Here is an 11,984-nt window from a genome sequence, read left to right as displayed (position 1 = left end):
GATTCAATTATTTGAATCATCAAAAAAGATTGATATTTTGTCAGAAAAACTGTGACAAAATTATGAAAATTGTATATTATAAAACTTAATAAAGAATTTTTCGCACATAAAAAAGAAAAAGAAGGGGTAACATGGATAAGATTTTGCGGGGGAGATTCGAAGGATATTCATTGAATTCTTTCAAACGGGATGTAGTTTCGGGGACAATTGTCGGAATTGTGGCGATTCCATTGGCGATGTCATTTGCGATTGCTTCCGGTGTAAAGCCGGAGTACGGAATTTATACGGCCATCTTCGCGGGGATCCTGATTTCGTTGTTCGGGGGATCAAAATATCAAATCGGAGGACCTACAGGGGCGTTTGTTCCGATATTATTGGGGGTTGTTTTGGCATACGGTTACGAAGATCTGCTGCTTGCAGGTCTGATGGCCGGTGCCATGCTGATCCTGATGGGCGTCTTCCGGTTGGGCCTTTTGATTCAATATATTCCTAGGCCTGTGACCATCGGTTTTACTGCAGGAATCGCGGTGATCATTTTTTCCGGACAAATTGCCAATTTTCTCGGCTTGCAAGGTTTAAAACAGCATGAACGTTCTATAGATAACATGAGGGAAATCGCGTCCCATTTGCATACAATCAATATCTATAGCATTACGGTTGCGGCAATCTGCCTGGCCGCCATCCTCATCACCCCAAAAGTGCTGCCGAAAGTGCCGGGGCCGCTTGTGGGCATCATCGTTTCTTCCGTTGTTGCGGCATTATTTTTCAATGGACAAGTTGCCACAATCGGAACCACGTATGGCGAGATACCGAACCGTTTGCCTCAATTCAGAATACCGGAGATTACGGTGGACCGGATGATTTCACTTTTGGGGCCTGCGTTTGTCATCGCGATGCTGGGGGCAATCGAGTCCCTTCTTTCGGCCGTTGTGGCGGACGGGATGACAAACAGCAAACACAATTCCAACCGGGAATTGATTGGACAAGGCATTGCCAATATGGTGACGCCGCTTTTTGGGGGAATTCCTGCAACAGGAGCGATTGCCCGGACTGCAACCAACATTAAGTTCGGCGCCGCGTCGCCTCTTTCCGGTGTCATTCATGGGGTTTTTGTTCTGATCACTTTGCTGATATTCGCGCCTTTGGCATCGCACATTCCTTTGGCGAGTCTGGCGCCCGTTTTGATGGTCGTTGCCTGGAATATGAGTGAGCGGAAGCATTTTAAGCATGTGTTGAAACTGAAATCGGGGGATTCGCTCGTTCTCATCATCACATTTTTGCTCACTGTCTTAACGAGTTTAACGATTGCCGTCATCGTCGGATTAATGCTCGCAGTTCTTTTGTTCGTAAAACGGATGAGCGACATGCTGATTGTGTCAAAAGTGTTGCCGGACCATAAAAATAACGGGAAAGTTCAACCGCATATCGTAAATGAGACGCGGGACTGCCCTCAAATCAGCATTTATACCATCGAAGGTCCATTGTTTTTCGGGGCTGCCCAGACTTTTGAAGAGAGGATTTTAAAATCGATTCATTATCAGCCGAAGATTCTTATTCTCCGCATGGGCAAAGTGCCTTTTATTGATGCGACGGGCGAGGCATATTTGAGAAATATTGTAAAAAATTTCAAGGCCCAGGGCGGACGCCTTCTTGTGACAGGGGTGCAGCCGGGGCTGAAAATCCTTTTGGATAAAAGCGGATTGACAAAAGAAATCGGAGAAGAGCATTTTTTTGAACATACGGGAGAAGCCATCAACTACGCATTAGGCAGCGTCAATCGAAATCATTGCATCGGTTGCAAACATTTCGCTTTCCGGGAATGCGAAGAATTATCTGCGACAAAAATCAGTTAATGAAGAATATAGGACTTAATGGCCAAAATTTGGCCATTAAGTCTTTTTGTGTTTAAAATTCTTCCTATTTTTCCATACTAAAGCTGATAAGGTAATGCCTTATTAACTTTTCAATTGTTTCATGATGATAAAGGGGCGTTTTAATTATATCGGGTTGCACTGCAAAAGGGATTATGCGGGAGGCGATTTGCATTTTTGCAATCTTCCATCACCGTTTTTGGAACTCCACTATCGCTCTGAACATTTATTAAGAATCGCCGTTTCCGTGAAGAGCTTGCAATCCGTTCACTGACTCCTCGAAGGCTCCAACTTTCCTCAAGCTCGTCAAATCTTGTGCAGGATGGGTGGTGGATGAGGTACGTGGAACCGGTAAAAAACATCTGAAAAGATTGTCGTATTTTTACTAGTTTCAACGAATTTCTTCTACTATTGTCAATTGAAAGGATTTTAGACGGGCTGTGTGGAAATTGCGAAGGGAGGAGGCGAATAACGGATGAATTATGAAATCAATATGGAAAATGATATTGCCATTATCCGCCTTTATGGCGAATTAGATCATCATGAAACGGAAAAAATCCGGACGGATATTTCGAAAACGATATTAAAAGGAAATTTGCACACAATTATTTGGAATTTAGAGAGATTGAATTTTATGGATAGTTCAGGTGTTGGCCTCATCTTGGGCCGCATGAGGGAGTTGAGTGCGGTCAACGGACGTACCATTATTTTAAATCCTTCCAATACAATGAAAAAAATATTTCAATTTTCGGGGTTAGGAAAGTATGTGATGGAGGGAAAAGAAGAAGAGGCTATTTTATATGCAAGGGGGATTGTGAATGGATAACGAAATGACACTTTCATTTGTTGCATTAAGCGAAAATGAAAGCCTGGCAAGAATAGCGATTACAAGTTTTGTGGCACAATTGGATCCAACGATTGATGAACTTTCCGAATTTAAAACGATTGTTTCAGAAGCTGTGTCCAACGCAATCATTCACGGCTACGATGAGGATGGCAAAGGGATTGTGACAGTTCATGCGGTCCGGGAAGGGGATGTTGTTTCGGTAGTTGTGAAAGATGAAGGAAAAGGAATTCCTGATATTAAAAAAGCCATGGAACCTTTATACACGACGAAACCGGATATGGAAAGGTCCGGCATGGGCTTTACAATCATGGAAAGCTTTGCCGATCATCTTCAAGTGGAGTCAGAACCGGGAGTCGGCACAGTGGTGACGTTTTCCAAAAAATTTCACTCGATGAAAATGAAACAAATCTCCTGAATCCTGGAATGGTTTTCTTCACCTTTGATTTGAATATCAGGAATAATTTTCGAATTGGATGCCAATATATTTAGAGGTATTGGAAGAAGTAAGGGGGATGAGGACAATCGAACAGCCGTCCAATGTATTGACGCAGGAAAAGATGCGGGAATTGATCAAACTCGCACAAGCTGGTGACATGGAAGCTCGCAAGCAAATGATTGAAGGGAATACACGGCTTGTTTGGTCGATTGTTCAACGCTTTGCTTCTAGAGGGGTAGAGCTTGAAGATCTATTCCAAATTGGTTGCATCGGTTTGATGAAATCGGTGGATAAATTTGATCTATCATACGATGTAAAATTCTCAACCTATGCGGTGCCAATGATTATTGGAGAAATACAGCGATTTTTAAGGGATGACGGAATGGTGAAAGTAAGCCGTTCCATCCGTGAGTTGAACTATAAAATTCGACAAGTTACCGATGAGTATTTAAAGACCAATGAGAAGCCGCCTTCAGTCTCCGAATTAGCAGAAATGCTTGGTGTGACGCAAGATGAAATTCTGATGGCAACCGATGCTATGAGAGATCCGGCTTCCCTCCATGAGCAATTGTTTGAATCGGAGGGGGATTCCATTACTTTGATGGATCAAATGAAGGATGAAAAATCGGAATTGCCGTTTCAGTATATTTCATTAAAAGAAGTCCTGAAAAAGCTGGATAAACGGGAACAAGCCATCATTTACTTGCGCTATTACCTGGATTTGACCCAGACCGATATTGCTGAAAGGCTTGGTATTTCCCAGGTGCAAGTCTCGAGGCTGGAAAAGAAAATTTTGGCCCAATTGAAGCAATGGATGGATACATCCTCAAATACAACAAGAAAAACGAAAAAGACGGTGAATAAATGACGAACAGAATTTTTGCATCATTAGAAGAAGCAAAAGAGTTTTTATATTCAAAATTTGGAAAAGACGAATCTTTCGATGTTTGCATCAAGGAAGTTCATGTAAAAAATTTGCCGGTGCTATGTGCGTATATAAGCGGCCTTGTTGACGGTGCGACGCTTACTGTCCAGTTGACACCGCTTTATTTTGATAGCGATGAAAAGCAAGGGAATCCGGTGAAAGAGGATGATACTTATTTTGACAATATTTTCAATTTTTACGGCAAATCGGAACCGAAAGACCGGGATGAATTTCTGCTTGGCATCCTGAGCGGCCAGGTCGGCTTTGTTACCCGGCAAGGCTATGCTTATTTGACCGAGCTCAGAAATTATCCCGGACGTCAACCCGAAGAACCGGATAATGAAAAAGTCATCCGGGGTTCCCGCGACGGTTTTGCCGAAAACATCATGTTCAATACGGCGCTCATTCGCAGAAGAATCCGGAGTCCCGAGCTACGCTTCGAATTGTATAAAATCACTTCTGATGGAAAAACCGACGTAGCAATTGCTTACATTAAGAATATTGTGAATGATCACCACTTAAAATGGGTGAAGCAGAGGCTCGAAGAAATCAAACATGATGGACTGACGATGGCCGACAAGTCGTTGGAAGAGTGGCTGTTTAAGCAAAGATTCCATCCGGTTCCATTCGTCCGATATTCGGAGAGACCGGATATCGTCGCCGCTCACCTCCTTGAAGGCCATATTGCCATCATTGTCGACACTTCTCCGTCGGTGATCCTGCTTCCGATCACCATTTTCCATCTAATGCAACATGCCGAAGAATACCGGCAATCCCCTCTAGTCGGATCTACTGTAAGACTTTTGCGTTATAGCGCAATTCTGTTAAGTTTGACATTAATGCCGATTTGGTATTTGCTGGCCACACACGAAGAATATTTGCCGGATGCCCTTCAATTTATCGGCGCAAGAGAGAAATCGAATATTCCGCTATTGTTTCAAGTTTTCATCGCCGATTTGGGGTTGGAATATTTGAGAATTGCCGCCATCCATACACCGACGCCGCTATCCACCGCAATGGGATTGGTAGCGGGTGTCATCATTGGGCAGATCGCAATCGACGTCGGTTTATTCACACCTGAAGTCGTACTTTATTCAGCTGTGGTGGCTATTTTCACTTTTGCCATTCCAACATTCGAATTGAGCGTTTCCATTAAATATTTCCGCTTTATCGTGCTGGTATTGACGGCATTATTTGGCCCAAGCGGATTTTTCATCGGCTTCTTCATCATTTTTTCCTATTTCTGCGCGCTTCGGCCGATGCAAATTCCTTATTTGTGGCCGCTTGTACCATTTTTCCCGAAGGCTTTCCTGAGGGTGTTTATCCGTTTTCCAATGGCCGACGATGCACTCAGACCGTACATTGTCGGAGCGAAGCGGAGAAAACGGGCCTAAATCCAGTTGCGAAAGCGCTGAGCCTATGTTAAAGTTCAAACATAATAACTTTATTAGTGCGGCTGTCCATGTCGAAATTTTCAATCTTTATATGGAAAAAAGCTTCCCTCAATACGCGGGATTGAAGGGGGCGGAAATGGAACGCTCCCTTTTGGCATGGACAGCTGAATAAAATATGACGGAGGGGAATCTATGAATTTACACGGAACACAAACCATCGGAGAAAATGGCCATTTACATATTGGCGGTGTGGATACGGTAGAGCTTGCAAAAGAATACGGAACGCCACTTATTGTTTATGATTTGGAACTGATCAGAAATCGAGCGCGCGCTTTCAGGGATACTTTCCAAAAGCATGGCGTGAACGCGCAAGTGGCTTACGCTTCAAAGGCTTTCTCCTGCATTGCAATCTATCAATTTATGAAAGAAGAAAATTTATCACTGGATGTTGTATCAGGCGGGGAATTATATACGGCGTTAAAAGCGGATTTCCCGGCAGAACGCATCCATTTCCATGGAAACAATAAATCCTACGATGAGCTGCTTCTCGCTTTTGATGCAAAAATCGGCTGTATCGTCGTCGACAATTTCTATGAAATTGAGTTGCTAAAGGAAATTTCTGAATCCCGTAAACAATCAATGAATATACTATTGCGCGTCACTCCGGGAGTAGAGGCCCATACCCACGATTTCATCACGACGGGCCAGGAAGATTCCAAATTCGGCTTTGACTTGAATAACGGCCAGGCAGATGAAGCTTTTCAACTAGTTGTCAATCATGAATATTTAAATTTACTAGGTTTGCATTGCCACATCGGTTCACAGATTTTCGAGACGGACGGCTTCAGTTTGGCTGCAAGCAAATTGATCGAAAAAATCGGTGAGTGGAACAAAAAATACGGCTATGAATGCAAAGTTCTCAATTTAGGAGGAGGCTTCGGCATCCGTTACACCGAAGAAGATCATCCCCTTGAACCGCATGTATATGTAGAAGAAATGGTAAAAACAGTGAAGGAAGAAACATCAAAACGCCAACTTCCAATGCCGGAAATTTGGATCGAACCGGGCCGCTCTTTGGTCGGAGATGCCGGAACAACCCTATATACGATCGGTTCCCGGAAAGTCGTTCCGAATATCCGCGAATATATTGCCGTTGACGGCGGTATGAGCGATAATATCCGCCCTGCATTGTATGATGCAAAATATGAAGCGGTGATCGCGAATAAAGCAAATCTTCCTAGAAATTGCACTTATACAGTAGCAGGAAAATTATGCGAATCCGGTGATAAGCTGATCGTGGACGCTCCTCTTCAAAAAGCGGAACCGGGCGACATTCTTGCCGTTTTCTGTACAGGTGCTTACGGCTATTCCATGGCATCCAATTATAATCGCGTACCGAGACCGGCGGTAGTTTTTGTGGAAAACGGAAAACATCAATTGGCCATCCGAAGAGAAAGTTACGATGACCTCATCTTAAATGATATGGAATATCAATTAAATAAGTAATTCAGGTGAATCAATCGTGAAAATTTCCAAATGGAAGTTGCTGGGTATTATAATAGCTTTTTGTTTAATATGGGCTTTTGTTTACATTTTTTTAATAATCCCTTTACTTCAGTAGAGGGATAAATTTCCTGATTTTTGGATGGAGTTTGATTCTTGACTTGAAATCGTGTACGATAAAATCAGAAATTCGTATGCGAAAGAAAACGAGGGAATGTTACATGTTAGTTCGTTATAAAAAATCACTCGAGAAAATAGCGATGGGTTTGCTTTCGTTTATGCCGCAGGAGAAGGACGTAAAAAAATTGATGGAAACAATGCATTCTTATGAACAAGAAGACAACTGGCAATTATATTTATGGAAAAACAATGATGAGTATGTCGGCATAGTAGGCGTTGTTGTCGAAGATTCTGTTGCAACCATTCAGCACATCACCGTTGTCCCTTCCTACCGGGGAGAGGGAATTGCCAAAAAAATGTTGAAGGCATTAAAAGATTCCGGGGAATATACAGAAATCCGGGCATGTGAAGAGACAGAGCCATTCGTGAATAAATGCTTACATAGCTTGCAAGAGGCAGACGGAAATTAACGTCTGCCCTTTCTTTTTCCCTTCTTATTTTTGAATATCTATACGATTTCGCAGCATATGTTTATGAAGAAGAAATTGAGGGGAAACCGGCGGAAGGGACTTGATTTTTTCGTTTATTTTTTCCTCCAGGACCGGATTGGCCACTTGAATTGGAAAAGCTTTAAAAGGTTTATTTTTTTCAATTGCGTCAAGCGCTTTTAAACAATCGTTACATAATCTTTGAAAATCGATATAATCAAAAAATGGGTGGTTTCGGTTCGCTATGAATTTTTCATAAGCTCTTCTTAACATTTTCGATGCACCGCGAAAGTTGTTTCTGCGCCAATGGTAGAGGCCTGTTGCCAATTGGATGTACCCTGTGAGGGGATGTTCTTTTTCTTTTGGCGCGATTGTCTTCCAATAATCCTCTAAAACTTCGTGACATTCAAAATAATCTTGATTACCATTGAAATATGCGCAAAAATCGATAAATGACGGATGCAGCAGGGGATGCATTTTTTCATAACCTCATTCCTATTGTCATTTTATTAAGATTCAAGGTGTGTGACATATGTATGAAGTAAAATTGGATGCCTTTCAAGGACCGCTAGATTTATTATTGCATTTAATTCAGCGGTTGGAAATCGATATATATGATATTCCGATGGCGGAATTAACCGCCCAATATATGGAACATGTACGGGCCATGCAAGTGTTGGAGCTGGAAGAAGCAAGCGAATATTTAGTGATGGCGGCAACTCTTCTTGCCATCAAAAGCCGGATGCTTTTGCCCGTTCATGAAGGGGAGATGGAAGAATCGGAATTTGAAGTGGAAGAACCGGATCCCCGGGAAGAATTGGTGCAAAAATTGGTGGAGTATAAAAAATTTAAAGAGGCTGCAAATGAATTGAAAAAGTTGGAGGAAAACGCTCCGGAAAATTTCACAAAACCGCCTAGCGATTTGTCTCCATTTATGCAGGATGAACAGCTGACATTGTTTAATCCGGATGTCAATGTTTACGATTTGCTGTATGCTTTCCAAAAAATGCTGAGAAGAAAACAGTTAAGAAAACCATTGAAAACAACAGTAAAAAAACAGGATATTCCGGTCAGAGAGCAGATGTTTAAAGTGGTGGACGTGCTAAAACAAAGAGGCGGCAAATCCAGCTTCTTTGAACTTTTTCCATATGAAGACAAGTCAACCTTGATTGTAACCTTTCTGTCTCTTCTCGAACTTATGAAACGCCAAGTTGTTTACGTCGAACAAGAAAACAATTTTGAAGATTTAACCGTAATTTTGCAGAAGGAGGAACTATTGGGTGAACTCGAAGATATTGATGAGCAGGATTGAGGCTCTTCTATTTGTGGTAGGGGATGAAGGATTGACGGTCAAACAACTTGCGGATTTATTGGATGTGGGGGAAGTGGACATAGAAGCCGGGTTGAGCGAGCTGAAAACCTGCTACGAAAATAATCCGGCATCCGGGCTTACCATTAAACAATTGGCGGATACATATTTATTAACAACAAAACCAGAATTGGCAAATACAATCAAAAAATTGGTCGAACATCCAAATAGCCAGGTATTGTCTACAGCTGCGTTGGAGGTGCTTGCCATCATCGCTTATAAACAACCGATCACAAGGGCCGAGATCGAAGACTTGCGCGGTGTAAAAAGCGAACGTCCAATACAAACTCTTGTTTCCAGAGGACTCATCCGGGAAGTCGGACGGGCGGAGGGAACAGGACGCGCGATTCTTTACGGCACGACAAAAGAATTTCTTCATTATTTTGGTTTATCCGATTTATCGGAACTCCCTCCGCTGCCGGAAGAAGAGTTTGAAGCAGAGCAAGAACAAACGGATCTCTTTATGACAAAATTCCAGGAAGTGTTTCAAAATGAAAATGCTAAAAGGAGTGGCTAAGTGAAATTAGCAAAGTTTGCGATTGCTTTTGCTGTTTCAGTGACTTTCTATTTTTTGTTTCAGCAAGTTGCAAAGGCTTCTTATGTTGTCATTGATGCGGACACGGGAAGAACGCTGATTGGGAACAACGAGCATGCGAGAATGCCCATTGCAAGCCTTACAAAAATTTGGACTGCCCTCGTTGCCATCGAGAACAGCGATTTGGATGACGAAGTGGTCATTTCAAGGGAAGCCGCCATGAGTGAAGGGTCTTCCATCTATTTGGAGCCGGGTGAAGTGGTGACCGTCGAAACATTGCTGTACGGTCTTATGCTCCGTTCAGGAAACGATGCGGCGTACGCGTTGGCGGAACACGCAGGAGGGTCTGTCGAAGGATTTGTTGATTTGATGAACGAAAAAGCCATGTATTATCGGCTGAATCAAACGTATTTCACCAATCCGTCGGGTCTGCACCATGATTTGCATCTGTCCAGCGCTTATGACACGGCCCAGATGTTGCGGATCGCTTTGGCAAACAAAGATTTTTATAAAATTGCTTCCACAATCCAATATAAAAGCAATACGAAAAACGGAACGGTTTGGCTCAACAAACATCGTCTGCTCCGAGAACAGGTCGGCGCGGTGGCAGGAAAGACAGGTTTCACCAAAGTGGCGGGCAGAACACTCGCAACGTATTTTGAAAGAGATGATGAACGGATTATCGTCGTAACATTAAATGAAGCCAACGATTGGCAAGTACATAAACAACTTGCGAATCAGGTGTTCGAAGAATATGATGTGAAAACGATTGTAAGAAAAGGGAAATATAAAGCCGCAAATAATGTAACCGTGGAACTGAAAAAGCCGATCAAATTGCTGATTTCAAACGAAGAAGAGGATCAATTGCGGCATGTCCTGCATGTTTCAAGGAACAAAGATGTGAAATATGGAATCTGGCATGTATTTTTAAACGATGAAAGCATTTATTCTGAAAAGGTTACGCTGAAATAATTATTTTATAAAGCTGTCCGGTCGGATTGGTTTTCGGACAGCTTTTCATTTTGAAAAGCGAGTGATTTTTCTTTAATATTAAGACAAAATATGACATAATTTTCATCAGGTAAAAAGGTTCTCAATGATTGGGTAGGGGTGAGTCATCTTGGAAAGGCTTCAGAAAGTGATTGCACAAGCGGGAATTACTTCAAGGAGAAAAGCGGAAGAACTGATTTTGGAAGGCAAAGTGAAAGTCAACGGCGAGGTGGTTACGCAGCTGGGGACAAAGGTTTCCGCAACGGATGTCATTGAAGTAAACGGAATCAAAGTGGAGAGGGAACAGAAAGTTTATTTTCTCTTTTATAAACCGAGGGGGGTCGTATCCACCGTTTCGGATGACCGGGGAAGAAAAACCGTTCTGGATTTTTTCAAAGGCTATGTGGAACAAAGAATTTTTCCTGTCGGCCGGCTTGATTATGACACATCAGGCCTTTTGCTATTGACGAACGACGGGGAATTTGCCAATTTAATGACCCATCCAAAATATAAGATCGAAAAGACTTATATCGCGCGGCTGAAAGGAATTCCAAGTTTTGAAGACATAAAAAAGCTTCGGAAAGGAATTATGCTGGAAGACGGCATGACGGCCCCGGCAAAGGTGGAATTGAAAAAAATCGATCGCAAGGCTAATAAAGCGATTTGCGAAATTACCATCCATGAAGGGAGAAACAGGCAAGTACGCCGCATGTTTGAGGCGATCGGGACACCTGTTGTGAAATTGAAACGGGAACGATTTGCCTTTCTTGATTTGAAAGGGTTGAACGCCGGAGAGTTTCGCGAATTAACCCCCCATGAAGTAAAACAGCTCCGGGTTTTGGCAGAGACGGGAAAAATCGGTTAGTACTACTATCATAGTGATAACCTTCAAAAACATTTCAAATTTATCCTTGAAATATTTGCTATAATGAAAGAGATTTTACTGATCTCTCCAAGGAGGATATCAATCATATGGACAAGAAAAAGAAGCGCATGGTGATCAGAGGGTTAATTCTCGGATTGTTGGCTTGTGCAATAATTTACACGATTTACAACTCTGCGACGAAAGACAAAGTGGAAGTTTTGCAGGATGGCGATAAGGCCCCGGATTTTGAATTGGTCGATTTGGAAGGAAATACCCACCGTTTATCCGATTACAAGGGACAAGGAGTCTTTTTGAACTTCTGGGGAACATGGTGCGAGCCTTGCAAAAAAGAAATGCCGGCCTTGGAACGCCAATATCAGCAATTTAAAGACCAGGGCGTGCAAGTGTTGGCAGTCAATATCGCCCAATCCAACTTCGAAGTCCAAAACTATGTCGATCAATTACATCTCACATTTCCGGTGGTCATCGATAAAACAAAAAGCGTCATGCAAGCCTATAATGTTGGACAATTGCCTGCATCTTTTCTGATTGATCCGGAAGGAAAAGTGAAAAGAATTCCTCCTGGTGAATTGTCTGAACAGCAAATTCAAACTTATATGGAGTCAATTAAGCCAGAATAG

Annotated in this window: 13 protein-coding genes; 12 read left to right on the top strand and 1 reads right to left on the bottom strand. The window is 42.5% G+C overall.

Annotated elements, in window-relative coordinates:
* Positions 1 to 131: 131 nt before the first annotated feature.
* From FKZ59_RS01565 to FKZ59_RS01535, 7 genes are all read left to right on the top strand, one after another.
* Positions 132 to 1,853, top strand: coding sequence for a SulP family inorganic anion transporter (locus tag FKZ59_RS01565; protein WP_141600976.1), 1,722 nt, complete (start codon positions 132 to 134; stop codon positions 1,851 to 1,853).
* A gap of 493 nt (positions 1,854 to 2,346) precedes the next feature.
* Entirely contained in the window at positions 2,347 to 2,697 is a 351-nt protein-coding gene (gene spoIIAA / locus FKZ59_RS01560) for an anti-sigma F factor antagonist (protein WP_141600975.1), read from the top strand.
* Entirely contained in the window at positions 2,690 to 3,133 is a 444-nt protein-coding gene (gene spoIIAB, locus FKZ59_RS01555; RefSeq protein ID WP_141600974.1) for an anti-sigma F factor, read from the top strand. Before spoIIAA ends, spoIIAB begins: the two co-directional genes overlap by 8 nt.
* Before the next feature lie 97 nt (positions 3,134 to 3,230).
* Positions 3,231 to 4,022, top strand: coding sequence for a SigF/SigG family RNA polymerase sporulation sigma factor (locus FKZ59_RS01550; RefSeq protein WP_141600973.1), 792 nt, complete (start codon positions 3,231 to 3,233; stop codon positions 4,020 to 4,022).
* A complete protein-coding gene (locus tag FKZ59_RS01545; RefSeq protein ID WP_141600972.1) occupies positions 4,019 to 5,473 on the top strand; it encodes a spore germination protein in 1,455 nt (484 codons plus the stop codon). The genes FKZ59_RS01550 and FKZ59_RS01545 overlap by 4 nt, the downstream gene beginning before the upstream one ends.
* Before the next feature lie 192 nt (positions 5,474 to 5,665).
* A complete protein-coding gene (gene lysA / locus FKZ59_RS01540) occupies positions 5,666 to 6,979 on the top strand; it encodes a diaminopimelate decarboxylase (protein WP_141600971.1) in 1,314 nt (437 codons plus the stop codon).
* A 218-nt stretch (positions 6,980 to 7,197) separates the two neighbouring features.
* Entirely contained in the window at positions 7,198 to 7,566 is a 369-nt protein-coding gene (locus FKZ59_RS01535) for a GNAT family N-acetyltransferase (protein WP_141600970.1), read from the top strand.
* A gap of 24 nt (positions 7,567 to 7,590) precedes the next feature.
* On the opposite strand, the gene FKZ59_RS01530 is transcribed toward FKZ59_RS01535, so the two are convergent.
* Positions 7,591 to 8,061, bottom strand: a complete 471-nt coding sequence (locus FKZ59_RS01530) for a DUF309 domain-containing protein (RefSeq protein ID WP_141600969.1) — start codon at positions 8,059 to 8,061, stop codon at positions 7,591 to 7,593.
* Between the two features lie 55 nt (positions 8,062 to 8,116).
* Between FKZ59_RS01530 and FKZ59_RS01525 the strand changes: the two genes are divergently transcribed.
* The 5 genes from FKZ59_RS01525 (at position 8,117) to resA (ending at position 11,984) form a co-directional block, all read left to right on the top strand.
* Positions 8,117 to 8,896 carry a segregation/condensation protein A gene (locus tag FKZ59_RS01525; protein ID WP_141600968.1) on the top strand — a complete coding sequence of 260 codons (780 nt, stop codon included), beginning with the start codon at positions 8,117 to 8,119 and terminating at the stop codon, positions 8,894 to 8,896.
* Positions 8,883 to 9,470 (top strand): SMC-Scp complex subunit ScpB, encoded by a 588-nt coding sequence (gene scpB / locus FKZ59_RS01520; RefSeq protein WP_141601066.1) that lies wholly within the window; start codon positions 8,883 to 8,885, stop codon positions 9,468 to 9,470. Before FKZ59_RS01525 ends, scpB begins: the two co-directional genes overlap by 14 nt.
* Complete coding sequence (locus tag FKZ59_RS01515; RefSeq protein ID WP_141600967.1) at positions 9,471 to 10,460, top strand: D-alanyl-D-alanine carboxypeptidase family protein; 990 nt, start codon at positions 9,471 to 9,473, stop codon at positions 10,458 to 10,460.
* Between the two features lie 148 nt (positions 10,461 to 10,608).
* Positions 10,609 to 11,343 carry a pseudouridine synthase gene (locus tag FKZ59_RS01510; RefSeq protein WP_141600966.1) on the top strand — a complete coding sequence of 245 codons (735 nt, stop codon included), beginning with the start codon at positions 10,609 to 10,611 and terminating at the stop codon, positions 11,341 to 11,343.
* 107 nt (positions 11,344 to 11,450) lie between these two features.
* Positions 11,451 to 11,984 carry a thiol-disulfide oxidoreductase ResA gene (gene resA, locus FKZ59_RS01505; RefSeq protein ID WP_141600965.1) on the top strand — a complete coding sequence of 178 codons (534 nt, stop codon included), beginning with the start codon at positions 11,451 to 11,453 and terminating at the stop codon, positions 11,982 to 11,984.

The organism is Ureibacillus terrenus (assembly GCF_006569205.1).
Lineage (GTDB): Bacteria > Bacillota > Bacilli > Bacillales_A > Planococcaceae > Ureibacillus > Ureibacillus terrenus.
The sequence above is the reverse complement of the archived record's forward strand: the minus strand, read 5'-3'. Positions and strand labels throughout refer to the sequence as shown.